Source organism: Stakelama flava, assembly GCF_019351405.1.
In the GTDB taxonomy this organism is placed as follows: domain Bacteria; phylum Pseudomonadota; class Alphaproteobacteria; order Sphingomonadales; family Sphingomonadaceae; genus Sphingomonas; species Sphingomonas flava_A.
In genome coordinates, this window is record NZ_JAHWZX010000006.1 from 15889 (window position 1) to 41599 (window position 25711).

The 25711-nt window shown below is 62.9% G+C and carries 19 protein-coding genes and 2 tRNA genes; 10 read left to right on the top strand and 11 right to left on the bottom strand.

Going from position 1 to position 25711, the window contains the following annotated elements; translation table 11 throughout:
- Positions 1-61: 61 nt before the first annotated feature.
- The gene (locus tag KY084_RS07960; protein ID WP_219237937.1) at positions 62-2620 is read right to left on the bottom strand and encodes an autotransporter outer membrane beta-barrel domain-containing protein; all 2559 of its coding nucleotides are present in this window, start codon (positions 2618-2620) and stop codon (positions 62-64) included.
- Positions 2621-2769: 149 nt separating this feature from the next.
- Positions 2770-3063, bottom strand: coding sequence for a hypothetical protein (locus KY084_RS07965; protein ID WP_219237938.1), 294 nt, complete (start codon positions 3061-3063; stop codon positions 2770-2772).
- A gap of 242 nt (positions 3064-3305) precedes the next feature.
- Between KY084_RS07965 and KY084_RS07970 the strand changes: the two genes are divergently transcribed.
- Positions 3306-7736, top strand: coding sequence for a chemotaxis protein CheB (locus KY084_RS07970; protein WP_246586991.1), 4431 nt, complete (start codon positions 3306-3308; stop codon positions 7734-7736).
- The gene (locus KY084_RS07975) at positions 7723-8706 is read left to right on the top strand and encodes a chemotaxis protein CheB (protein WP_219237939.1); all 984 of its coding nucleotides are present in this window, start codon (positions 7723-7725) and stop codon (positions 8704-8706) included. The genes KY084_RS07970 and KY084_RS07975 overlap by 14 nt, the downstream gene beginning before the upstream one ends.
- Before the next feature lie 36 nt (positions 8707-8742).
- Here KY084_RS07975 and KY084_RS07980 read toward each other — a convergent pair whose 3' ends face one another.
- A complete protein-coding gene (locus tag KY084_RS07980) occupies positions 8743-9669 on the bottom strand; it encodes a 1-phosphofructokinase family hexose kinase (protein ID WP_219237940.1) in 927 nt (308 codons plus the stop codon).
- Positions 9670-9897: 228 nt separating this feature from the next.
- Here KY084_RS07980 and KY084_RS07985 point away from each other — a divergent pair, with 228 nt between their 5' ends.
- Positions 9898-10413, top strand: a complete 516-nt coding sequence (locus tag KY084_RS07985) for a GNAT family N-acetyltransferase (protein ID WP_219237941.1) — start codon at positions 9898-9900, stop codon at positions 10411-10413.
- A 31-nt stretch (positions 10414-10444) separates the two neighbouring features.
- Here the strand turns inward: KY084_RS07985 and KY084_RS07990 are convergent.
- Positions 10445-10518, bottom strand: a tRNA-Cys gene (locus KY084_RS07990).
- 189 nt (positions 10519-10707) lie between these two features.
- Between KY084_RS07990 and KY084_RS07995 the strand changes: the two genes are divergently transcribed.
- The 5 genes from KY084_RS07995 to KY084_RS08015 all read left to right on the top strand — a co-directional run bounded on the left by KY084_RS07995 (position 10708) and on the right by KY084_RS08015 (position 18220).
- Entirely contained in the window at positions 10708-11376 is a 669-nt protein-coding gene (locus KY084_RS07995; protein ID WP_219237942.1) for a protein-L-isoaspartate O-methyltransferase family protein, read from the top strand.
- Between the two features lie 68 nt (positions 11377-11444).
- Complete coding sequence (locus KY084_RS08000) at positions 11445-12875, top strand: TolC family outer membrane protein (protein WP_425516724.1); 1431 nt, start codon at positions 11445-11447, stop codon at positions 12873-12875.
- A 79-nt stretch (positions 12876-12954) separates the two neighbouring features.
- Positions 12955-13578 (top strand): DUF2497 domain-containing protein, encoded by a 624-nt coding sequence (locus KY084_RS08005; RefSeq protein ID WP_219237944.1) that lies wholly within the window; start codon positions 12955-12957, stop codon positions 13576-13578.
- 39 nt (positions 13579-13617) lie between these two features.
- Entirely contained in the window at positions 13618-15222 is a 1605-nt protein-coding gene (locus KY084_RS08010; protein ID WP_219237945.1) for a histidine kinase famiy protein, read from the top strand.
- A gap of 67 nt (positions 15223-15289) precedes the next feature.
- Positions 15290-18220: a valine--tRNA ligase gene (locus tag KY084_RS08015; RefSeq protein ID WP_219237946.1), complete on the top strand. Its 2931-nt coding sequence runs from the start codon at positions 15290-15292 to the stop codon at positions 18218-18220.
- A gap of 43 nt (positions 18221-18263) precedes the next feature.
- On the opposite strand, the gene KY084_RS08020 is transcribed toward KY084_RS08015, so the two are convergent.
- The gene (locus KY084_RS08020; RefSeq protein ID WP_219237947.1) at positions 18264-19025 is read right to left on the bottom strand and encodes an SIMPL domain-containing protein; all 762 of its coding nucleotides are present in this window, start codon (positions 19023-19025) and stop codon (positions 18264-18266) included.
- Positions 19026-19066: 41 nt separating this feature from the next.
- A complete protein-coding gene (locus KY084_RS08025) occupies positions 19067-19948 on the bottom strand; it encodes a diacylglycerol/lipid kinase family protein (RefSeq protein WP_219237948.1) in 882 nt (293 codons plus the stop codon).
- Positions 19949-20034: 86 nt separating this feature from the next.
- Here KY084_RS08025 and hemB point away from each other — a divergent pair, with 86 nt between their 5' ends.
- Positions 20035-21021, top strand: coding sequence for a porphobilinogen synthase (hemB, locus tag KY084_RS08030; protein WP_219237949.1), 987 nt, complete (start codon positions 20035-20037; stop codon positions 21019-21021).
- Positions 21022-21025: 4 nt separating this feature from the next.
- Here hemB and KY084_RS08035 read toward each other — a convergent pair whose 3' ends face one another.
- Positions 21026-21523 carry a hypothetical protein gene (locus KY084_RS08035; protein ID WP_219237950.1) on the bottom strand — a complete coding sequence of 166 codons (498 nt, stop codon included), beginning with the start codon at positions 21521-21523 and terminating at the stop codon, positions 21026-21028.
- Positions 21524-21605: 82 nt separating this feature from the next.
- Here KY084_RS08035 and KY084_RS08040 point away from each other — a divergent pair.
- A tRNA-Arg gene (locus KY084_RS08040) sits at positions 21606-21682 on the top strand.
- Between the two features lie 265 nt (positions 21683-21947).
- Here KY084_RS08040 and KY084_RS08045 read toward each other — a convergent pair.
- The 4 genes from KY084_RS08045 to KY084_RS08060 form a co-directional block, all read right to left on the bottom strand.
- Positions 21948-22163: a hypothetical protein gene (locus KY084_RS08045; protein WP_219237951.1), complete on the bottom strand. Its 216-nt coding sequence runs from the start codon at positions 22161-22163 to the stop codon at positions 21948-21950.
- Between the two features lie 65 nt (positions 22164-22228).
- Complete coding sequence (locus KY084_RS08050; protein ID WP_219237952.1) at positions 22229-23485, bottom strand: N-succinylarginine dihydrolase; 1257 nt, start codon at positions 23483-23485, stop codon at positions 22229-22231.
- Between the two features lie 5 nt (positions 23486-23490).
- A complete protein-coding gene (locus tag KY084_RS08055) occupies positions 23491-24504 on the bottom strand; it encodes an arginine N-succinyltransferase (protein ID WP_219237953.1) in 1014 nt (337 codons plus the stop codon).
- Positions 24501-25706: a hydrolase gene (locus tag KY084_RS08060; RefSeq protein WP_219237954.1), complete on the bottom strand. Its 1206-nt coding sequence runs from the start codon at positions 25704-25706 to the stop codon at positions 24501-24503. Before KY084_RS08060 ends, KY084_RS08055 begins: the two co-directional genes overlap by 4 nt.
- Positions 25707-25711: the final 5 nt, after the last annotated feature.

The following is a 25711-nucleotide window of genomic DNA, read 5'->3' on the forward strand; positions in this document are numbered from 1 at the left end:
AAAAAGCGGGCCGGCACGGAAGTGCCGACCCGCGAGTTTCAAGGAGTTGGAAAAATCCGGATCAGAACTTGACGCGGATTCCGGCGCGGCCACCCGCACCCTCCGAATTGCCGCCATTGGCGTAATTGCCTTCGATGAAGCCGCTCACCGAATCGGCCGATCCGATGTTCAGGCCGATAAAGCCTTCGCCGTAATCGTGGATGCCGTTCTGGGTATAGGCGACCGTTTCCCCGCCGCTGGTGAAGGCGACGCCGTCCTCACCCTGGAACTGGTGGACGTAGTTGCCGCCGATATACGCGGTAGTTTCCATGCCGAACAGCGGCAGGCTGCCGCCGGCGCGCGCACCCAGCTTACCCGTCAGGCCTTCATCCTCATCGAAATCGACATCGACGCCGTTCGAGGTGAAATCGTCCAGGTCCGAATGGACATAGGAGATCGTGCCCAGCGGTTCGATGAAGTAGGAATCCGAACCGAAGCGAAGACCCGCCTCGACACGGCCGCCATAGCTGTTGCCGTCCATATCCAGATCGTACAGGCCAAGGCGGCTGTCGGCATCGGCCCAGTAGCGATCATATTTGGCCAGCGCGTTCACGAACGCATTGCCGGTCGAATAGCTGCCGTACAGGCCGATATTGGCGTCATCGATGTTCATGCTGTCCGCAGAATGCGAGAATTCGATCTGCGAATTGGTGTAACCGGCGGTCACACCGGCACTGAAGCCGCCGCGCTCGCTGTTGCTTCCGGCGAAATCGAACCCGAACTGGCCGCCGAAATAATCCTGGTTGTAGCCAAGATCGACGGTGCGGCTTACGCCGAACGCGCTCATCGTGCGGTCATTGTCGCGGTTGCTCCACTGGCCGCGAATCTGACCCCAGAACCGGCCGTTATTGCCCTGACCGCCATAGGACCACAGCGCATCGCGGCGAGCGCGCATCTGCGCCGACCATGCATCCGCCGAGTTGTTCCACACATTGCGAAGCCCTTCGGCATAATCAAGCGTGCGATAGGCCGCGTCGCTGGGACCGGCAACTAGCGCATAGCTGTTGGAATCGCCGTCATAGGTCACGTCGTAGCGTACCAGGCCCTGATTCTGCGTCGCCGCATCGGCCACGAACGCATCCGAAGCCGAACCTTCGCCCGCCTGAACGAACGTGGTGCCGGCGTTGAACGCGGGGCTGGCATCGCCGACCTGATTCACGACCACGGCAGTCGAGCCGGTGGCCGCGCCGCCGACGACCAGCATGTCCGCCGTCGCATCGCCGGGGTTATAGTCAACCGAAAGCGTCGCGTCGCCGCTGCCGGTATAATCGCCCGGAACGGTGATCGTGTCGCCCGCCGCGCCGTTCGCCATGGTGACGAGGCCGCTGTTGTTGAACTGTTCCAGACCGGTCAGCGTAGCATTGCCCGAACGGCCGACGATCGTGCCGGTGTTGTTCAGCGTATCGGTGCCCGCACCGAAATCGGGATCGTCGGTGAGGTCGAGTTCGCCCGAGTTGTTCAGCGTGTCGTCGCCGTCGGTCATCGCGAAATCGCTGGCCAGCGTGCCGCTGTTGTTGATCGTCGCGGGGCCGCCGTTGAACACCAGGTTCGACCCGTTGTCCGACGCCATCAGCGTTCCGGCGTTGTCGAACGTGCTGCCCGTCGTTGAATTGAAGGTGATGTAATCGCCCGTGCCGCTGACCGATCCGCCATCGGCGATCGAAACGGTCGCGTTGTCGCCGGTGACGGTGACGGCGTTCGTCGCATCGCCGGTGGTGGTCACGGTGCCGTTGATCGTCGCCGTTGCGTCGCCGGTCGCGTCGACGACAACCGCCCGCTGCCCGTCGCCGCTGGTCGAGACATTGGTGACGGTGGCGCTGGCATCGCCGTCGGTGCCGATCGCGGTTACCGCATCGGCCGATCCGGTTCCTGCGGTTGTAACCGTACCCGTCGAAGTGACGTCGGCGCTGGTGCCGCTGGCATAGATCGCCTGACGCGTCGTGTCGGTGTCGTCGTCATCGGCCGCGACGACCGATACGTTGTTGGCGTCAACGCTGACAGCGCCGTTGGTCGAAGTGGCATAGATGCCGCGCGCCTGCGCGCCGCTGGCCGTGACGTCGCCGCTGCTGACCGAAACGTCGCCATCGGTGCTGGTGGCGTAAACGGCAGTGGCGCCGGTGCCGGTGGTGGTGACATTGCCGCTGGCTACGGTGACGTCCCCGCCGATATTGGTTGCGCGGATGCCGTCCGAAAGCGCGCCGGAGGTGGAAATGTCGCCGAGGTCGAGGTCGACCGCGCCGTCAGTGGTGGCGACGTCAACCGCGTTCGATCCAGCGCCGGTGGTGGTGACATCGGGCTGACCGGTGACGGAGATCGCATCGTCGTTGCGGATGTAGATGCCGGGCGAAACCGGATCGGTGGTGCTGATATTGCCGTCAACATCCTCGGTCACCGCGCTTCCGGCGTTGACGGTATAGACCGGGTCGGCACTCTGCGCCGCGGCCGTTCCCGCCCCCGATACCATTGCTGCTGCCAGCAACGCGCCAAAGGCTGCGCCGCCCATCAGGCGCGAGCGGTCCTGCTGCATGTCCGCTCGACCCTCCGGATTGAATCCGAAGAGGCTGGTTTTTGCCGATGTCATGAAATTCTCCCACGTATGTACAGGAAACGCTACGATGCGCTTCGACCGCCCTAACGCGCGGACCACCGGGGAGAGTTCCGGGAATTATTACAAGCAAACGGTAGAAAGTTGCCGAGTGTTGTAATAATACAATACCCGGCAAATCGGGATCAGTCTGCTTCGCCCAGCGCGGCGTTCACCATGGCGCTCCATGTTTCGGCTGCGCCCCCCGTGGCAGCTTCGCCCGCCTTCACCATCGCCTCGGTGGGTTCGCGCAGGGTGCGGAGCACTTCCGCGGCCCGGCTCATTTCCTCGCGCCAGCTGTGATCGCAATGCGAACTGACGGCGGCGGACATGGCCGCTCCGCGTCCCGAACCGACGCGCTCTCCCTTCTCGCTATATTCCTGCGCGCAAAGCACGCGAGCAATCCGTTCAATGCTGTTGGTGATGGCGATGTCGGTCATGTGCTGGCTCCTGTGAGGGGCGTGGATATGGTCGGCTCGTCAATCCTCTGTCGCGAATCGAACGCCCTGATAGCGAACGCGTTCCCGATCGCCATCCCGCGACGAAGCCGGTCCAGTCGCGAGCGAACACTGCCGGGGATTCGAAGAACGCCGCCCGGCAGCGCTCGCCAGTCGGGGACTGGCATTTTGCGGTTCGCCGGGGTATCGATCTGATAACCCTTTGATAGCCGGAGAAACCCCTGTTGACCAACAGTGCTGAAATGCCTGTGGTTGCCATCGGCGCATCGGCCGGTGGCATCGAAGCGCTTAAAACGTTTGTCGAGCATCTGCCGCCCGAACCGGGCTGCGCTTTCATCATCCTTCAGCATCTTGCGCCCGATCATGAAAGCCAGCTTTCGGCGATATTGGCGCGGGCGGCGCGGCTGCCGGTGGTCGATGCCGATCACGACCTGCCGATCAAGCCGGACACCATCTTCGTGCTTCCCCCGGACCGGTATCTGCGGATCGCGGGGGAGGGATTGTTCGTCGAACCGCCCGAAGCCCCGCGGGGGCAGCGCATGGCGATCGATTATTTCATGCGTTCGCTCGCCCGATCCTCCGGCCCGCGCGCGGTGGGCGTGGTGCTGTCGGGAACCGGCAGCGACGGATCGGCGGGGCTGCGCGAAATCAGGGCGGCTGGCGGGCTGGCCCTGGCGCAATCGCCCGAAACAGCCCTGTATGAAGGCATGCCCAGCGCGGCGATCGATCAGGGGGTGGTCGATTTTATCGGTCCGATCGACGAGCTGGTGAAGCAGATATTGTCGATCGTGGAAAATGCCGCCCCGGCAGATGACGACGATCAGGCGAGTGGCGAAGAAGAGGGAATTACCGATGACCAGCTGAAATCGGTCATTGCAGTGCTGAAGGCGCGTATCGGCCATGATTTCGGCGCGTATAAATCGGGCACCACGCGCCGCCGCGTCGCCCGGCGGATGAACCTGCTGCGCTTTTCGAGCGCGGAAGAGTATCTGACTCATCTTCGCGCGACGTCCAGCGAGTGCGACAAGCTGTTCCACGATCTGCTGATCAACGTCACGTCGTTCTTTCGCGATCCCGCGATCTGGAAACCGCTGGCCGACACGGTCGAGACGCTGCTGGCAGGCGACGCCGCTGATCCGCTGCGCGTATGGGTGCCCGCCTGCGCGAGTGGAGAGGAAGCCTATTCGCTCGCCATATTGTTCGAGGAAATCTGCGAACGGATCGAAAGCGAATGCCGCTGGCAGATTTTCGCCACCGACTTGGATGCGGAGGCGATCGCCCGCGCGCGGCAGGGACAATATCCGCTGACGATCGAAAACGATGTGTCGCCCGAACGGCTGAAGCGATGGTTCGAAAAGGCGGGCGATGGCTATCGCATCGAAAAGGCGCTGTGCGAACGCGTGGTTTTCGCCCAGCATAACCTGTTGACTGATCCGCCCTTTTCGCGGCTGGACATGATCAGTTGCCGCAATTTCCTGATCTATCTGACCGTGGCGACGCAAAACCGGCTGCTCGACATGTTCCACTTCGCGCTGCGCGACAACGGCTATATTCTGTTGAGCACATCTGAAACAGCCGGGCAGCGTCAGCGATACTTCAAGACGGTATCGGCGCAGGCGCATATCTATCAGCGTTTGCCGGGAAACACCGGACGCGCCATCACGCCGCCGGTGAAGGACGATCAGGGGGGCAGGGGGATCGCGACACGGATGACCGCGCGTGCATCACGACGTGCCGATCGCGAAACGCTTGCCGAAAATGTCCGGCGGTCGTTGCTTTCGCGCTTCGGCCCGGCATCGGCGGTAATCGACCCCGATGGCGAGGTCGCCTTTTACCACGGGTCGATACGCAGGTTCCTGCAAATTCCCGAAGGCGAGCCTTCGCACAACCTCTACGATCTGCTGAGCCCGTCGCTGCGCGTTCGCGTTCGCGAGGCGGTTCGCGAGACCGGCGAGGTTTCGGAGACCCGGCTGAACGTTCGGCGCGCGCGGCTGAGCGAGGGCGATGTCCGCGTGCGGATCGAGTGCGAGCGGCTGCCCGATGAAGATCGCGAACTGTACCTGGTAAGCTTTATCGAAGAGCGGGATGCCGCCGATGCGCTTCCCATGCGCGATGCGAACGAGAAGGAGGCGGATTATGTCCGCCAGCTTGAACATGAACTGTTGATCGTTCGCGAAGACCTGCAAACCACGATCGAGGAACTGGAGACTTCGAACGAGGAGCTGAAAGCTTCGAACGAGGAAGCGATGGCGGCGAACGAGGAGCTGCAATCGACCAACGAGGAACTGGAGACATCGCGCGAGGAGCTTCAGTCGCTCAACGAGGAACTGGTCACCGTTAACAGCCAGCTTGAGGAAAAGCTGACCGAACTGGAACGCGCGACCGGCGATCTGGGCAATCTGTTCGCCAGCACGCGCGTACCGGTACTATTTCTGGGCAACGATCTCACGATCCGTAGCTTCACCCCGAACATCAACGAGGTGGCCGAGATACGCGCGAGCGATGAGGGCAGACCCGTCACCGATTTCGCGTTCAAGGTGAATGATGCGAATCTAGTCGCCGAAGCGAAGCGCGTGCTTGCCGAACTGGGCAAGGCGGAGGATCAGGTGGCGACGGGGGACGGTCGAATCTATCTGCGCCGTATACAGCCCTATCGCACGACTGATGAACGGATCGGCGGAGTGGTCATCAGCTATGCCGAGGTCACCCAGCTGGTGCGGACCACCGAAAAGCTGGCGCAGCGCGAACGGCAGCAGCGCGCGATCGCCGAACTGGGCCAGTCGGCGCTTTCCGTGCGCGATGGCCAGCGATTGCTGGAAGATGCCTGTTCGGTGCTGCGACTGGCGCTGGAGTGCGATTATGTGAAGGTGCTGGAGCTTTCCGAGGATCGCAGCGAATTTACCCTGCGCGCGGGAACCGGCTGGAAACCGGGGCTGGTGGGTTCGGCCACCGTGCCCAACAGCACGCAGTCGCAGGCAGGGTACACCATGGCTGCGGGCGATATGGTGGTGGTGGACGATTTCGAAAAGGAAAGCCGCTTCGCCGCGCCCGAGCTGCTGACCGCACACAATGTCCGGTCGGGGATGAGCACCGTCCTTAGCCTGGGCGGCGTTCCGTGGGGCGTGCTTGGCGCGCACAGCCGCACCGTCAACCGGTTCGGCAAGGATGATCTTGCCGCGCTGCGCAACGTGGCGACGATCATCAGCCAGACGCTGACCGAACTTGCGCGCGAGGAATATCTGGTGAGCGAGCGGTTGACGCTGGACCTGGCGGTTAACGCGGCGGAACTGAGTGTATGGAACTGGGAACCCGAAAGCGATCGTTCATCCTGGGACGAAAAGCTTTTCCGCATGCTCGGCTATAGCGGGGACACTGCGGTCGCGAGCGGGGAAGCCTTTTTTGCCGCCGTCGACCCGGCCGACCGCGATCGCGTGCGAAAGGAAATCGCGCGCACCTATGAAAAGGGTATTCCGTTCGCAAGCGAATTCCGGATTCAGCTACCCGATGGATCGACGCGCTGGCTTGCAGGGCGGGGTGCGCGGATTCCGGGATCATCCCCGCCACGGCTGACCGGCGTGAATTTTGACATCACCGACCGCAAGCAGAGCGAGGACCGTCAGCAGCTGATTATGCGCGAGCTGGACCATCGCGTGAAGAACATGCTGGCGATCATCCTGTCGATCACCCGGCTGACGGCGCGATCCGACGTCGCGCTTCCCGTCTTTCTGGAAAGCTTCACCAACCGGCTTCAGGCGATGGCGCGCACCCATGCACTTCTGGCCGAGGGGCGTTGGCGCGGGTTGACGCTGCGCGCGGTGATCGAGGAGGAACTGGCGCAATATCGGGCGGCGGGCGCGCAAAATCTGATGCTGGACGGTCCCGATCTGCTGATCTCCCCCGAAGCGGGGCAGTCGCTTTCGATGGCGATACACGAACTTGCCACCAACGCCGCCAAATATGGCGCGCTGTCAACGCCGGCCGGACGGCTGACCGTCCGCTGGTCGCGCAGGCGGGAAGGGAAGGAAGGCATGTTGGCGATCGAGTGGATCGAGCGCGATGGCCCGAAGGTGAGCGAGCCCGATCATACCGGTTTTGGAACCACCGTGCTGAACCGCATCCTGACGAGCCAGTTGCGCGCGAAGGTGCAGCAGCGCTTTCCCGAAGCGGGGATGGAGTTGCGGATCGAAGTTCCGCAGGGGGAGATCGCGCAGGCGCCCGAAGCCCCGCCGGAAGCCCCGGCCGAGCCTGCACGTCATGTCGATCTTTCCATCATCGAGGGCAAGCGGGTGCTGGTGCTGGACGATGAATGGCTGATCGGCGAGGAGCATCGCGCCGCGCTGGAGAAGGTAGGGGCGAAGATCATCGGCCCGTTCACGCGGATGGCTTCGGCGCGCGAAACGGTTGAAGGCGACGATCCGGATTTGGCGATCCTCGATTTCAATATCGCGGGCGACCCCGTGACGCCACTTGCTGCGGACTTGCTGGATCGGCGCATACCGGTCATCATCGTGACCGGCTATGGGTCGAGCCTCACCGTGCCTGGAGAGTTGAGCGGCGCGGTGATGATGCACAAACCGGTATCGATCGGCGCACTGATCCGGCAGGCGGCGATCCGGCTGACGGAAAAGGCGGTAGCGGCGGATGAGCAGACATGACCTGATCGGCATCGGCGGTAGCGCGGGCGCTCTGCCCGCCTTGCTTTCCCTGTTGCAGGCATTCGACGGCGGAAACGATGTGACGCTCTTTGTTGTGATCCATCGCACTGACCGTTCGAACCGGCTTTGCGAGATTATTCAGCGTGCGACCGCGCTGGAAACCTGCCAGCCGGACGATGGCGATCCGATCCGGCCGGGGCATTTGTATCTGGCCCCCACCGACCGGCATTTGCTGGTTTCGGACGGGCATGTGCACCTGCGCCGCGGCCCGCGCGAGAATAATTTCAGGCCATCGATCGACCCCCTGTTTCGTTCGATCGCCGTTGCGGGATCGGGCCGTGCGATCGGAATCGTCCTGTCAGGCTATCTGGACGACGGCGCGGCGGGGCTTCGCGCCGTAATGCAGTGCGGTGGGCTGGGCGTCGTGCAGGACCCGCTCGACGCCATATCGCCGGACATGCCGCGCGCAGCGATCAGCGCCGTTGGAGAGCCGCGCCTGATCGCCAGTGCGCCGGAGATCGGCAAGGCGCTGCCATCGCTGATCGCCGAACCGGCCGGGCCGCGCGTGGAAGCGCCGTCGTCGATGCGGCTGGAGCTGATGATCGCGGGACTGGAGGAGGCCAATATGGAAAGCGAGGAAAGTCTGGGTGAGCTGTCGCCCTATAACTGTCCCGATTGCAACGGCGTCCTGTGGCAGATTGAGGATGGGCCAATGCTGCGTTTTCGCTGCCATACCGGCCATGCCTATTCGGGCAACGCCTTGCTGGAGGCGCAGGCCGGGACGATCGAGCAAAGCCTGTACGAAACGCTGCGCGGCCAGCGTGAGCGCGCCCGGCTGTTGCGTCAGATGGCCGAGCGCGATCCGATGGGGGGCGAGCGATGGACCGACCGCGCTGCCGACTATGATCGTGCTGCGAGCCTGATCGAAGGGCTGATCCTGCAGGGCGGACAGGCGCGCCCGCAAGGCTGAACAGACCGGTCAGGCGGTCGCGTCGCCGGCGGCATGCTATTTCATCTCGCGATGCAGCCTGTCGGCATCCGCCTTTCGAAACAGGCGGGTGGCGGGCGACATCAGCGCAGCGGCCCCGGCGGCAACGCCATAGCGCGCTGCGTCGATCAACGGCCAGTCATGCGCAAGTGCCCAGGTGACGGCGGCGACCATCGAATCGCCCGCGCCGATCCCGCTGACCACGGTTACGGTGGGCGAAGCGAAGCAATGATTTTCTTGTGAATCGATCAACAGCGCGCCCTGTTCGCCCAGCGACAGCAGGACATTTTCGGCATGGCCGTCGGCAATCATCTTCCGCGCAGCAGCAATGCGCGAATCGTCGTCCGGCAGCGCGCAGCCCGCCATCGCCTCCAGTTCGCTGAGGCTGGGTTTGACGAGCAGGGCTTTCAGGCCGCGCGACATAGCCAGTCCCTGGCCCGAACTGTCGAGAAGGACATGGATGTTGAGCGCGGTGCATACATCGTGCAGCCGGGCAAAGAAATGCTGCGTAATTCCCGGCGGGATGCTGCCGCTGATTACCAGATAGCGCAATTGCGGCCCGATCGCGAAGATGCGTTCGAAAATGTCGCGCTGCGCCTCTTCCGTCAGCACCGGGCCGGGAAGGACGAAGCGATATTGCGCGTCGCTTTCGCCTTCGGTGACGGCAAAGCTCTGTCGCGTCAGGCCCGCGATCGGAACCGGCGCGAAGGAAATATGCGCCGCGCCCAACAGACGGCAGATCATGTCGCCCGGTGGCCCGCCAGAGGGGAAAATCGCGATCGCCTCCTCGCCCAGCGCGTACAGGCCTCGGGCCACGTTGATCCCGCCGCCGCCGGCGTCATACAGCGGATCTGCGCATCGCAGCTTGTGCGTCGGGCGGATTTTGGGTGTGATCGTCGCGACGTCGAGCGCCGGGTTGAGCGTGAGCGTGGCTATCTTCACCATTGCGATTATTGTTTGCCCCGTTGAACATCCATCCTCCGGGCCGCGATGCGACGCCGGACGCCAATCCTACCCTATCGCGAGCATCGTTGCAGCCCATCCGCAATGCTACGCATCCGGCAAGCGCGAAGCGGCGGGCGACCGGCGCGGTGAATCTCCGGGATATTGCGGATGGAGCGCGGCCCGTCATCGCGCCATAGCCCCTTGCGCCTGATGTGATGGAGATGAAGCATGACGACGCAGAACAGCCTTACCACCAGCGGCGGCGTTCAATTGAACGTGCGTCCCGCCCGCGAAGGCGACGAAGCGCTGCTCGATGCGTTTTTCAGCCATGTCACGCCGGAAGATCTGCGCTTTCGCTTCCTGTCCAGCGTGCGCAAGGTGGGCGCCGATCAGATTGCGGCGATGACTCATGTCGACCATCGCCAGACCGAGAATCTGCTGGCGTTCGATGCCCGGGGCGACCGGCTGGTCGCAACCGCGATGCTTGCGTGCGACGACGCGCTGGAACGCGGCGAGGTCGCCGTGGTGCTAGACCGCGATTACAAGGGGCGCGGCATCGGGTGGGAGATGCTGCGGCTGATTACCGAGACGGCGAGGGAGCAGGGCGTGAAGGAGGTCGAATCGATCGAATCACGCGAAAATCATGCCGCGATCGACCTGGAACGCGAAATGGGCTTCACCGCGCAAAGCTGCCCCGGTGATTCGACGCTGGTGCTCGTGCGGCGCAGCCTTCGCCCCGATTAAGGGGGTCTGCGCCAATCGCGCGTCAGCAAGGTGGAGGCCCGAGCCGGAATCGAACCGGCGTGCAAGGATTTGCAGTCCTCTGCGTAACCACTCCGCCATCGGGCCGTGGGCGACGCAAATGCGCGGCGCGAGCGCTGCTGTCAATGGGCAAGGCGCGGATTCGGTTCGTATAGCCGAGCGATATACTTTCAAATCATCGCCACGCTCGCTTGGCGAAGTCGCCCTGTCGCGATAAAAGCCGGATGACCGGCAATGTGTATTGCAACTATAACACAGTTGTGCGACAGGGACATCATGATGAACAAAAGCGCCGACCCGTCCAGTTTCGAAACCATGCGTCGGGCGATGGTTTCCAGCCAGCTGCGCACCAGCGCGGTGGACGACACCCGTGTGATCGAGGCGATGGCCGTGGTGCCGCGCGAACGCTATGTCCCCGCCGGGGTGCGGGATGTGTGCTATCGCGACACGCAGCTGGCGCTGTGCGGCGGGCGGTTCCAGAATACCCCGCTTGCGACCGGGCGGCTGATCAACGAGGCATGGCTGAAAAAAAGCGACAAGGTGCTGCTGATCGGCGCGGCGAGCGGATATACTGCGGCGGTGCTCGCGCTGATCGTCGATAAGGTCGTCGCGCTGGAAGAGGACGAGGCGCTGGCCGGTGCGGCTGGTGCTGCGCTGACCGGCATCGGGAATGTCGAACTGGTGACCGGGCCGTTGAACGCGGGATGGAACGGCGGCGCGCCCTATAACGCGATTATCGTCGATGGCGCGGTGGAGAAGCTGCCGCCCGAAATCATCGCCCAGGCAGCGCCCGGTGCGCGTATTTCCACCGGGCTGGTCGATCGCGGCGTTACCCGGCTGGCGGCGGGCAGCAAAACGGAGGGCGGGTTCGGCCTGTTCGATTTTGCCGACAGCGATTGCTGCATCCTGCCCGGATTTGCAGCACCGCACGGGTTCAGGTTCTGACGATGCCGGGGGGGCATTTTCATCGCTGGGCTGCGGGGGTCAGCCTTGCCATGCTTGTGGCGTCGCCGGTGCGCGCCGACACCCTGCGCGAAGCGTTGATGCAGGCATATCAGACCAATCCGACGATCACGGGCGCGCGCGCGCAATTGCGCGCGACGGATGAAAACGTGCCCATCGCGCGGGCGAACGGCATCCCCTCGCTAGATGCGACGGGCGGTTACAGCGAGAGCCTGAAAAGCGCGACCAACAGTTATCTGACGGCGCCGCGCCAGGCGACCGCCGGGCTTCAACTTACCGTGCCGGTGTTTCAGGGCGGCGCCGTCAAAAACAATGTCCGCGCCGCCGAAACGCGCGTCGAGGCGGGCAGGGCCGGGCTGCGCAGCACCGAATCCGATCTGTTCACGCGGGTCGTCGCGGCCTATATGGACGTGATCCTGAATACGGCCGTGGTCCGGCTGAACGAACAGAATGTCCATGTTCTGCAGGTCAATCTGGATGCGACGAACGACCGGTTCCAGGTCGGCGACCTGACCCGCACCGATGTCGCCCAGTCGCAGGCGCGGCTTGCGCAGGCGCGCGGGCAGCTTCGCGATGCGCAGGCGCAGCTTATTTCGTCGCGCGAAACCTATATCAGCGTGGTGGGCACACCGCCGGACAATCTGCAATCGCCGCCCGATCTTCCCAACCTGCCGGGCAGCACCGAAAACGCGGTGGACATCGCGCTTCGCGAAAATCCGCAGCTTGAACAGGCGCGCCAGGCGCTGAAAGCGGCGGGATATGACGTCAATGTGGCCGAAGCAGGGAAATTGCCGAAGCTGAGCGTGATCCTTGGCGGGCAATATTACAATTATCTGGGGTCGTTGCCGCCGCTGGCGGTGGCTGAGGGCGTCGACAATGGCGGCAATTCGGCGACTGCGGGCGTGCAACTGACGCTGCCGATCTTTCAGGGCGGCCGCCCGGCGGCGCAGGTGCGCCAGGCAAAGGCACTGCGCGGACAGGCGATCGAGCAGGCCACGGCGGCCGAACGTCAGGTAGTGCAGGATGTGCGATCCGCCTATGCTTCGTGGCAATCGGCGCAATATCTGATCCGGTCCTCGCGATCGGCGGTGGATGCCAACCGGCTGTCGCTGGAAGGCGTACGCGCCGAAAATTCGGTCGGGACGCGGACGATACTTGACATATTGAACGCCGAACAGGAACTGCTCAATGCGCAGGTCCAGCTCGTCACTGCGCAGCGCAACGCCTATGTCGCCGGTTTCGCGCTGTTGTCGGCGATGGGCCGTGCCGAAGCGAACGATCTGGGACTGGATGGCGGCGGACTGTACGATCCGACGCTGCATTACAAGGATGTCCGCGGCAGCGTGTGGGACTGGCGCGAAGGCGACGACGCCGAGCCGGTGGCGACGAGCACGACCGATACGCCGGCGCAGACTTCCAATGTCGCGCCGCTGGGCGAAGACGAGACGCTGGACCTGGGCGTCGGCGACGCCGGCGAATAATTAACGCCGCGTTATTGACACCATGCCGCCTTTTCCCGCACTTGTCGGGAAACCGGCCGAAATCTCCGAGGACGTCGCCATGGGGGATATCAGTAACGAAACTTCGATGGAGGACATATTGTCGTCCATCAAGCGCATCATCGCCGAGGAAGGCGAGAGCGCGCTGACCCGTGCGTCGCGCAAGCCGCGCCGTACCTCCGTCGAGCAGGAGGATAAGGCGGAGGGTCGACAGGCACGCGATCCGGCTGAAGCTGTGCTCGAACTGCGCGAAGCGGTGGCCGGGGCGGAAAGCGACGCCCCCTATTCGCATTCGGCGGGCGGACGCGAATCAGGTGGGCGCGAATCGCCGGGTACGGATGGCGAAGCGTCGATGATGCGGCCCGATCGCGAACAGGATCGTACGCCGCCCGACCCGCATCCGGCAGCCGAGCCGCAACCGGTGAAGCAGACATCGAGCATCGACGTGACCACCAAGGACGATGACATTCTGTCCCACCAAACCGCGGCCGCGAGCCGGGGGCAGCTGGAAACCCTGTCCCGGTTGATCGTTAAGCCCGATATTGCAGGGTCCGATACACTGGAAGGGCTGGTGCGAGAAATGCTGCGTCCCATGCTTCGCGAATGGCTGGACGCGAACCTGCCTACCATGGTGGAGCGCATGGTGCAGCGCGAAATCGCGCGCATCACCGAACGGGGCGGCTGACCGCCCGCAACCTTCGCGCGCGTAGCAGGTTAATGCAGCATGAACGACGAGCGCGAAGAACCCCTGAAAGCGCAGCCGGATATGCCACCGGCGCCGCCGATCGATGATCGCACCCCGCCGGCAGAAGCGCGCGCAGACATTTTCTTCGCCGCGGTGAAGACGACGCGAATGCCCATGATCGTCACCGATCCGGCGCGCAAGGACAATCCGATCATTTTTTGCAACGCCGCGTTCGAGCGGATGACGGGATATTGCCAGTCCGAAATCGTCGGCCATAATTGCCGGTTCCTGCAAGGTCCCGAAACCGATAGCGCGGCAATCGATCAGGTGCGCGACGCGATCGCCCGGCGTGAGGAAATAGCCGTCGAGGTACTAAATTACCGCAAGAACGGATCGACTTTCTGGAACGCGCTGTTTGTGTCGCCGGTGTTCGGCGATGATGGCGACCTGCTATATTATTTCGGCAGTCAACTTGACATTTCGCGGCGCAAGGAGGCCGAAGAAGCGCTGCATCAGGCGCAGAAGATGGAGGCGGTGGGCAAGCTGACCGGCGGGATCGCGCATGATTTCAACAATCTGCTTCAGGTCATTCTCGGCTATGTCGATATGCTTGAAAACCGGACGGAAAAGGACAACCGATCCGCCCGGCGGGCAATCGAAGCGATCGGGACCGCGGCCGATCGCGGGGCGAAACTGACCCAGCAATTGCTTGCCTTTGCCCGCAAGCAGGAGCTTCGCGACCGTCTGCTCAACCTCAACACGCTGATCAGCGATTTCGCGCCTGTCGTCGAGCGTAATCTGGACGATGGCATAAAGGTAAAACACGACCTGACAGAGGATCTGTGGAATTGCCGCGTCGACCCCGTCCAGTGCGAAATGGCGCTGCTGAACATCCTTACCAACGCAGGTGAGGCGATGCACGAGGGCGGGACCGTGACCATCGCCACCGGAAATACGGTGTCGCGCGACGATGCCCCGCTAGCCAACGGTTTGGCGGCAGGGGAATATGTTTGCCTGACGATCACTGATGAGGGTGATGGGATCGACGCATCGGCGGTCGACCGGATTTTCGATCCGTTCTTTTCCACCAAGGAGATGGGAAAGGGGACGGGGCTGGGCCTGTCCATGGTCTATGGTTTCTTGCGGCAATCCGGCGGCTGCGTGCAGGCCGAGAATGTCGATGGCGGCGGCGCGCGTTTCTCGCTCTATTTCCCGCGTGCTCAGGGCATCGTGGAATCGGGGCATGTCGCGGTGCGGCGAAGCGGCGGCGATGGCGAGCATATCCTGATGGTAGAGGATCAGGCCGAAGTCGCCGAACTGGGCAGGGCCATATTGGAGGATATCGGCTTCAGCGTAACGCATGTTTCCAGCGCATCGGCCGCTTTCGACATGCTGAAGAAGTCGGATGACTTTGCGCTGCTGTTCACCGATATCGTTATGCCCGGCGGGATGAACGGGGTGGAACTGGCGCGCGAGGTGCGCAGGATGAGACCCGCACTGCCGATCCTGCTGACGACGGGCTATTCCGACCGTGCACTGGATGAGGAAAGCCGGGCGTTCGATCTGGTGCGAAAACCCTATCGCCGTGCCGATCTGCTCGCCAAGCTGAACATCCTGTTGGAAGGGCCGAACGGCATCACCTGAAGCGCGCGCAGGCAATAGGGGCGGTCGGCTCTTGCTTGCGCGCGCGTGCGCGTTAAGTGCTTGTGCCATGAGCGACCTGCCCAAGACATTTGATCCGTCCGCAATCGAAACCCGCTGGTATGCGCACTGGGAGGAGCAGGGTCTGTTCCGTCCCGATCGTCCGAACGCGCAGCCCTGGACGATCGTAAATCCGCCGCCGAATGTTACCGGCAGCCTGCATATCGGCCATGCGCTCGACAATACGTTGCAGGATATTCTGGTTCGCCATGCCCGGCTTCAGGGCAAGGATGCGCGCTGGGTCGTCGGCACCGACCATGCGGGCATCGCGACGCAGATGGTGGTTGAGCGGCAGTTGAACGCCAGCGGCGAGAAGCGCACCGATTACGACCGCGACGCCTTTGTCGACAAGGTCTGGGAATGGAAGGCCGAAAGCGGCGGACAGATCACCCGCCAGCTTCGCCGGCTCGGCTGTTCGATGGACTGGGCGAACGAACGCTTCACCATGGACGAGGGCTTTTCGAAGGCCGTGGTCAAGGTGTTCGTTGACCTGCACGAACAAGGGCTGATCTATCGCGACAAGCGGCTGGTGAACTGGGACCCCGGCCTTGGCACCGCGATCAGCGATCTTGAGGTCGAGACGCGCGAAGTGCAGGGCAAGTTCTGGCACTTCAAATATCCGCTGTCGGACGGATCGGATCATATTCATGTCGCGACGACGCGGCCCGAAACCATGCTGGCCGACATGGCGGTGGCGGTGCATCCGGACGATGAACGCTATGCCGCACTGGTGGATAAGACGGTGACGCTGCCGATTACAGGCCGCGAAATCCCGATTATTCCGGATGCGCATGCTGATCCCGAACTTGGCTCGGGCGCGGTGAAGATCACGCCGGGGCATGACTTCAACGATTTCGAGGTCGGGCGTCGCTACGGAATTAAACCTGCCGACATGTACAACATGCTCGATTCAAGAGCACACGTGGTGCAGACAAAGGACGAGCTTGTTCCAGACGCGTTTATCGGTTTGTCGCGCGAAGACGCACGCACCGCCGTTGTCGAGGCGCTTAAAGCAGCGGGTGCGCTGATCCCGCATGTCGACAAGGACGGCAACGAACATGATGCCGAACCGCGCACGATCCAAACGCCCTATGGCGACCGGTCGGGCGTCGTGATCGAACCGTGGCTGACCGACCAATGGTATGTTGATGCGCAAACGCTTGCCGGTCCCGCGATCGACGCGGTGCGGCAGGGCAAGGTCGAGATCGTGCCCAAATCGTGGGAAAAGACGTATTTCAACTGGATGGAGAATATCCAGCCCTGGTGTGTGTCGCGCCAGCTTTGGTGGGGGCATCGAATTCCGGCTTGGTATGGTTTTGGCGTACAGCATGACGGACGCTTGGCAATCCACATCCCAGAGGATGGGGAATTACGTGACGCTGGAACTGCGCTTGATGAAGTACGGGTCGCGGAGGATGAGGAAACCGCGCGTTCGCTATTTCAGGAGGCGTATAACGATCGGGAAATAGTAGTCTGTTCAGATAGGGCAGCAGCGGTCGCCTATTTCTTCGACAATCCCAACAGCATCTATACTCACGCCCCGATCTGGCGTGACCCGGACGTTCTCGACACCTGGTTCTCCTCGGCGCTGTGGCCATTCGCTACGCTCGGCTGGCCGGACGAGGACGTAAAGGCGGCGGGGCGCTACCCCAACGACATCCTGATTTCGGGATTCGACATCCTGTTCTTCTGGGATGCGCGAATGATGATGCAGGGGCTGCACTTCATGGGCGAGGTGCCGTTCCGGAAGCTGTATCTGCACGGGCTGGTGCGCGCGGCCGACGGGTCGAAAATGTCGAAATCGAAGGGCAACACGGTCGATCCGCTCGGCCTGATCGATCAATATGGCGCCGATGCACTGCGCTTCTTTATGGCGGCGATGGAAAGCCAAGGCCGCGACATCAAGATGGATCAGGGCCGGGTCGAAGGGTATCGCAACTTCGCGACGAAGCTGTGGAATGCCGCGCGCTTCTGCCAGTCGAACGGCATTGGCGCGAGCAAGACGGTCGAGGCCCCCGAAGCGAAACTCTCGGTCAACCGCTGGATCATCGCGGAGACGATCCGCACGGTGCAGCAGATCGATCTTGCCTTTGCCGATCTGCGCTTCGACGGGGCGGCGAACGCGATCTATCATTTCGTGTGGGATCGGTTCTGCGACTGGTATCTGGAACTGATCAAACCGGTGCTGCAGGGCGAGCGCGGGCTCGATTCGGACGAAACGCGCGAAACCGCGGGCTGGGTGCTCGATCAGATACTGGTGATGCTGCACCCGTTCATGCCGTTCATCACCGAGGAATTGTGGCACGCGCTGGGAACGCGCGAGAACGACCTGATTGTCGCGCAATGGCCGATCGCCGATGCGCGCGCGATGTACCCCGAAGCGCTGAAGGAAATGGACTGGCTGATCCGTTTCATTTCCGAACTGCGCCGCACGCGCAGCGAGTTGAACGTGCCGCCGGGCGCGCGCACGAACCTGTGGATCGACGCGCATGTCGAACGCGATGCGACAGGCGGCGAAGTGCCGGTGATGAGCGAACTGGAAGGCCGGGTTTTGGCCAATGCGGTCTATATCAACCGATTGGCGCGGGTGAATTGGGTCGAATTCCTGCATTCGGGGCTGGTGTTCGACACAGCGACCGGCGAGCGGCTGGAGCGTAGCGGCATGACGCACGAAGCGCAGGGATGCGCGACGTTCGTGGTCGATGACCAGACGTATATGCTGCCGCTAGCCGATGTCATCGATTTCGACGCCGAGCGGGCGCGGCTGAAGAAGTCGGTCGAAGCGATTGAAAAGGAACGCGATTCGCTCGCCAAGCGACTCGATAATCCGGCGTTCGTTGAGAAGGCAAAGCCAGAGGCGGTGGAAAAGGCGCGTGTCGACCATGCCGACAAGGCGGCGGAGGCCAGCCGCCTGCGCAGCGCGATGGAACGGCTGGGCTGATCCGCGGGGGAGCGCCGCCCGATCGGCGCTCCACGCATACGTCTCAGTCGCGAATGGCGTAGACCACGTTCAGCGTCACGTGGGTTTCGATGGGTGCCGGGCTGGTATCGATGCGAACCGGCGGCGGCGGTGGCGGTGGCGGTGGCGGGGGAGCCGATACGGCCCGTGCACCGGTTACGACAATGTCTTCGACCGGAGAGGCCATCGGCGAGCTGACCGTGATGATATCGCCCAGCGTGACACCCGACCCTTGTGCAATGGCCTCCGCCTGATTGCGCGCATCGGCAAGCGCTGCGCGTGTCGCCTGTTTTCGCGCACCGTCGTCATTTTGCAGGTCATAGCCGCGCACGGAAGCGTTGATCGCACCCAGCCGTCCGGCAAGGCCTGTGGCGGTCGCCGCATCGTCGGTTTTCGCCGTGCGGACGGTGGTATCGAGCGAGGCGACATAGCCGGTGATCAAACACTCGCCGGCCGCAAGTTTCGCGGGCGAATACCGGTTGATGTCGCAATTTCCCGCCCGCGTCGCCTGCACCTGGACGTTGCCGGTTTCGACCGCCATCGTGCCGCCAAAAAGTTGTTCGATGCCGCCAAGAACCGCTTTCTGCTTCGCGGCAAGATCGCCGGCCGCGGCGTCGGCGGTCTTGCCTTCACCATTGATCGAAAAGGCGATGGTTGCGACATCGGGCTTCGTCTTCACGCTGCCATGTCCCTGCACCACGATGGTGCGATGCTGTGGTGCCTCTTGCGCGAGCGCCGGCGGCGCGGCTGCAACCATGATGATGGCTGCGGTGGTGACGGTTCGCATTGCAATCTCCCCTGTTGTCACAGGCGAGCCTGACATGCTTTTCAGCGCGGCACCATCACGCAGATTGCGCCCGCCGCGATGCTGGCGGTGACCGGCGTTCTCGCCAGCACTTCGCCGTCGATCGAGATGGGGAGCGGGGGATCGGTTTCGATCTCGAAACGCTGCCCGCGAAAATCGGCGACGTCGTCGTGCCGTGCTTCCAGCCGCAGGACGATTTCTAGCCAGTTGGCCACTAGACGCCGACGGACATTGCCCTTCACCGCCTCCACTACCAGTTCGCCGCTGTCGACCGACGCGCATTCGACGATCTCCTCACCGCCATGATAGGGGCCGTTCGATATACGCACCTCGACCGCCTTGGCGCGTTCCTCGGTCCCATCCTCGCGCCGGACGATCAGCGTGAAGGGCTGGAACTTGGTATATTGGAACGCCGCCCAGCCGAGATAGCCGAGCCGGCCGAACCAGCGTTTCAGCTTGTGCGGCACGGTCAGCGCGATTTTGGGCGAAATGCCGATCGCGGCGCAACTGGCGTAATAATCGTCGTCGATCATGCCGAGGTCGATGCGGCGCGGCGCGCCATTGGCGATGACATCGACCGCGCCTTCGACATCGAGCGGCAGCCCGAGCGATCGCGCGAAGCTGTTCGCGGTGCCGAATGGAAGGACGCCGAGGATCACGTCGGTGCCGACCAGATGATCGACCAGACCGCTGATCGTGCCGTCGCCGCCGCCGAGAATCACCAGATCGGGCTGCTTCGCCAGAATGTCGCGCATGGTCGAATCGAGCTTTTCGGGATCGCGCACGGCATGCGCATCGACCGGGAAGGGCAGTCCTTTCATCGCTGCGCAAGCCTGCCGGAACAGGTCGCGCCCTTTCCGTGACTGGGCGTTGACGATCATCGCAGCGGAACGGATTTCATTCATCGCATCTGTAACGCACGAAAAGGGCAAGAGAGCCAGAGCATCGCGACGGTTGCGCACGGCGACCGGCTGGCGCACAATTCGCCACCATGAGCCGATATCCCGCGCTTCGCATGCGCCGCACGCGCGCCGCCCCCTGGAGCCGTTCGCTCCATGCCGAAACCGTGCTGACCCCCGCCGACCTGATCTGGCCGATGTTCGTCACCGAGGGCGATGATGAAGAACCGATTGCGAGCCTGCCCGGTGTATCGCGCTGGCCGATTGCGGGGATCGTCGATCGGGCAAGGGAGGCGCGCAATCTTGGTATTCCGTGTATCGCGCTGTTTCCCAACACGCCGAATGCGTTGCGCAGCGCGGACGGGGCGGAAGCGGCTAACCCCGACAATCTGATGTGCCGCACGATCCGTGCACTGAAAGACGCGGTGCCCGAAGTCGGCGTGCTGACCGATGTGGCGCTCGATCCCTATACCAGTCACGGCCATGACGGGCTGATCGATGAAGCTGGCTATGTGTTGAACGACGCCACTAGCGAGATACTGGTACGCCAGGCCATGGTGCAGGCGAATGCGGGCGCCGACATCATCGCGCCAAGCGACATGATGGACGGGCGGGTCGGCGCGATCCGCGACGCGCTGGAGCAGGGCGGCCATGCCAATGTCCAGATCATGGCCTATGCCGCCAAATATGCCAGCGCCTTTTACGGCCCGTTTCGCGACGCGGTGGGCAGCCGCGGGCTGCTGGCCGGCGACAAAAAGACCTATCAGATGGACCCGGCGAACCGGGAGGAAGCGCTGCGCGAGGTCGAACTCGATCTGGCCGAGGGCGCGGACAGCGTGATGGTGAAGCCGGGGCTGCCCTATCTTGATATCATACGCAGTGTGAAAGACGCGTTCCAAGTGCCTGTATTTGCCTATCAGGTCTCGGGCGAATATGCGATGATCGAGGCGGCGGCAGCGGCGGGCGCGGGGGATCGCGACGCGCTTGTTCTGGAGACGCTGATGGCGTTCCGGCGCGCGGGATGTTCAGGCGTGCTGACCTATCACGCAGCGCATGCGGCAAGGCTGCTTTCCCGCTGATGGCTCAGGGGGCGGGCACCAACGCGTCAATATTATCGAGCGTATCGGCCCGGTTGGCATCGGCTGCTTCCGTCGTTTCGAGCGCTTCTTCCAGCGCGGGATAGGGTTGTTTTCCCGCCTGTGCGCGATCGATGGCGAGTCCTTCGAGGTCAGCTAGCGGGATGAGAAGCGCCGAGCGGGCGGTGTCGAGATCGGCAAGCGCCGTCTGCGCCGCGATCCACGCATCGCTGCCGATGGCGGCATTGTGCGCTCGCGTGGCGAGCGGTCGCGCCCTTTTTGCCGCTGCGTCGAACACCGCGACCGCTTGGTCGAATGCCTCCTGCTTCGCCGCGATCTGCGCATCGAGCGCCGCGTCGGGGGCGACGGGGGTTAGGCTGGGCGTCGGAACGGGCGTATCGGGCCGTTCGATATCGCGCGGCAATAGCGAGGGAAAATCGTCCTGACGGGTCGCGCAGGCGCTGGTGAGGGCAAGGGCGGCCAGCACGAGAAGGGGCTTTTTCATGTTTTTTCTCTATGCGGCGAAGAAAGGTGGCGCAACGGGGTTGCAAGGTGCCAAATCCCCTTCTATCAGGCCCCTCTCTTGAGCGCCCGTAGCTCAGCTGGATAGAGCACCAGACTACGAATCTGGGGGTCAGAGGTTCGAATCCTTTCGGGCGCGCCATAGTTTAAGCGATTAGGTTCGCGGGATACGCCGGGTCATAGCGACCCGGCGTTTTTCATATGGGGCACTTGCTTGGGCGCTGTCCAAGACCGCACCAATGCCAATCGTGGTTGACCTCAACCCATGGCGATATCGTCCTTGCGAGCCCCGGGGGGGCGCGGCAATCCAGCTACGCACGCACAAAACCTATGGTTGCTGGATCGCCGCGTCGCTGCGCTCCTCGCGATGACGACGTGGTCAGGTGATTCACTGCATCTTGGTAAGCTCAGTCGATGCGATCGTTTACCGAATCGATCAGCCTGCCGCCCGCCATGAACACCGCGATCGGGCAAACGGCGAACATCATCCATCCCGGATAGCCCGGCATCTGCTGATGATAATGAAGCCCACGCTCAACCGCGCCGGTGGCGAGGCCGTAGATCACCAGGAACGCTTCGAACTTGGTCTTTATGATGAACAGTCTTTTTACGCGATTCCACATGACCGGAGTGTAAGCAAATATCGGGCCAGGCGCGGAAATGCGTGCCTTTGGCTTAACGCAAATGGTTAGCTGTCAATTAACTCGACAAGGTCAAGCGCCTCGACCAGTGCGCGATGTGCTGTTTCTATACGCGCGATCAGTTCCGGATCGGCGATTGCATCATGCGCGATCGCTTCGGGCCAATGCGCCTCTACAACCTCGCCAATCCGGTCAAGCTTTGCCGCATCGACCAGAAAGCGAGGATCGATCGTGACCGGATCGGCGACGACGCGCAGGCGAAGACAGGCGGGGCCGCCGCCATTCGCCATTGACTGGCGGACATCCACCACTTCCAGCCTGCGGATCGGGCCGTTGCCCACGACCATTTCCTGAAGCCATTGCCAGACATCGGGTATCTCGCGCGCCTCCGCCGGTAGCACCAGCGCCATGCCGCCTTCGGGGAGCGTGACGAGTTGCGCGTTGAAAAGGTAGGAGGCGACTGCCGCTTCGAGGCTGACCCGGCTTGCCGGCACTTCGACCACCTGAACATCGGGCATGATGACGCGAAGGTCGCGATAGAAGCGATCGCGATCCTCGAACGCATTTTCATGCGCGAACAGCACATTTTCGTTGGCGACCGCGACCACATCGTTGTGAAACGCACCGGCCGCGATCGCCGCTTCCGATTGCTGAACGAACAGCGTGTTTGCGGGGTCGAGCCGGTGCGCGCGCGCGATCGCTTCGCTCGCTTCGCGGTGCTGGCGCGCGGGGTAGGGGCCGCCCGAAATGCCGTAGACGAAAATCTCCAACCCCGGCCGACCGTGCTGTGGACAAAGCCGCAAGTGGTTAGCCGCGCCCTCGTCGCCGAACGGGGCGGGGACTGGCTCATGCACTGAAAAGGCGGGGTTGGCGAATGCGAGGCGGAGTTGTGCCAGCGTGAAGGGCCATTCATGGCTGCGATGCGGCATGGTGACCAGATTGGCGGGGGTCAGATGGCAGCGCCCGTCGAACGTATCAGGTGCGGGCGACACGGTTGCAGCATTCGCCGCCCACATCGCGGAGGCCGAAAGCGACTGCGCCTGAAGATGCGCGGGTGCTTCGGCATAGCGGGTCGCGAGCGAGGCAAGCCAGCGATGATCGGGGCGCGGCTGCGGCAGGAAAATACCCTGGGTAAGGCCAAGCGCAAGGTTCGCGCGCATCTTATCCAGCCCTTCAAGCGCGGCAGCACGCGGCGATGAAGGATTGCCGCGATTGGTCGTCGCTGCGATATTGCCCGGGCTAAGCCCCGCATAGTTATGGCTGGGGCCGATAATGCCGTCGAAATTGATTTCCATCAGCGCCATTGCGGTCACCGCGCGACGTAGGAAAGCGTGTCGCCGACCGTCACGCCCAGCGACTCGGCCCCTGCCGCATCAAGGCTGATCCCGCCGTCATCGTTGCGGGTGACCTTGCCATAGGCGGCGCGAAAATTCTTTAGCTGGCCGGTGGCGATCAACATATCCTCACCGCCTTCGCCACGCCGCGTAAATTCGGCATCGGCGGCGGATTCGATGGTGCGCACGCGGTCGGTCGGGGCGATCATCGTCGGACCTCCGTCGAAAATATCGACATATTTTTCATATTGAAAACCTTCGCGTTCCAACATGCGCATCGCGGCACGGCCCGAAGGGTGGGGCAGGCCGATCACCTGACGCGCGGTATCGGGCAGCATCGCTATATATACCGGGTGTTTGGGCATCAGGTCAGCGATGAACTGGTTGCCGTGGATGGCATTGAACTGATCCGCCTCCTGAAAACTCATGCCGAAGAAGCGACCCGCCACACCGTCCCAGAAAGGGGATCCGCCGCCTTCGTCGATAATCCCGCGAAGTTCGGCGAGCACACGCTCGGCAAAGCGGGCGCGATGCGCACGGATGAACAGATAGCGGCTTCGCGCCAGCAACAGGCCAAGCCCGCCTGCGCGTTCGTTGGGATGGAGAAACAGCCCGCCGACCTCGGAACACCCTTCCAGATCGTTGGTGAGATTGAGCAATTCGGCGCGGAAGGTGCGGCCAAGCTCTTCGCTATGTTTGGTCAGCGTGCCGATGCGATAGCTGTAAAAGGGCCAGCGCTGGCCGACCTGGGTGAAAATCTGGCAGGTGCCGCGCACTTCCCCGGTACGGATATTTTCAAGGACGAGCACGAACAGGTCATCCTCCACCCCTTGCGTGGTCCGCGAGAACGCTTCCTCGCTGCGCGCGAGCTTTACGCGCAGCGCATCGCGATCGGGCGGAAGGTTGGTGAACCCGCCGCCGGTGAGTTTCGCCATTTCATAAAGATGCTGAAGATCGTCCGCCCTTGCGGCGCGAATACGGAAACTCATACCCGCCCCCGTTCCGCGATGCGTAGCACGGTGATGGCAGAAAGCGCCGCGCGCTCCGGCAAGGCTTCAGGGATCATGAATTCCTCGTCAGAATGAATCGCGCCGCCGCGCACCCCCATGGTATCGACCACCGGCACGCCGCACGCCGCGATATTGTTGCCGTCGCACACTCCGCCCGTCGCCTTCCACGCGACGGGGATCGAGAGATCGGCGCCGACTTCTTTCACCAGCGCGAACAGGCGTTCGGCACCCGGATCGAGCGGTTTTGGCGGTCGGTTGAAGCCGCCATGGATGTGGATGCGCACATCGTGACGTTCCTCCGCCTCTGCAACGATGCGGTCCATCACGCTTTTGGCGCGCTCAATCTCTTCCTGCGCGCGCGGACGGAAATTGACGCGCAGCACGGCGAGATCGGGAACAACGTTGTTCGGCCCGCCACCGTCGATCCGCGCGGGGTTCACGGAGAGTTGCGGCCCCTTCGCCTGCATCAGGCGAACCGCGATATCGGCCGCCGCGACGATGGCGTTGCGACCGTCATCGGGATTGCGCCCGGCATGCGCGCTTTTGCCGTGAACCACGATCGAGAAATTTCCGGTGCCGCTGCGCGCACCGGCAAGCGTGCCGTCGGGCAGCGCGGGTTCATAGGTAAGCGCCGCGACCTTTCCCTTCGCCGCCCGCGCCAGCAGGCCGGCCGAGGAGAAAGAGCCGGTTTCCTCATCCGAATTGATCACCACTTCATAGCCGATACGATCTGCAAGCGAGGTTGCTTCCACGGATTTCAGCGCGGCGAGCAGCAGCGCAAGCCCGCCCTTCATATCGGCCGCGCCGGGGGCGTTCAGACTGCCGTCGTCAAGCCAGCGGCTTTGCTGAAACGGATGATCGACCTGAAACACCGTGTCCATATGGCCGGTAAACAGCATCTGAACCGGCCCGTCGGGGCGAACGGTCAGGTGGAAATGGCGGCCATGGTCGAGGGGAACCGTTTCGCCTGCCTTGTCCACCTGCTCATGCGGGTCGGGGTCGACGAGCTCTATCCGGCCCGGCAGCGCGGAAAAGGCGTCGCACAGCAGATCGGCCATGGTCGTCAGCCCGTCGAGATTGCGGGTGCCGCTGTTCACCGCGACCCATTTTTCGACATTCGCCAGCATGGGCTCGTCCGCGATTTCACCGATCGCGATATTTTCATCCTTCGATAGCGTCATGCCAG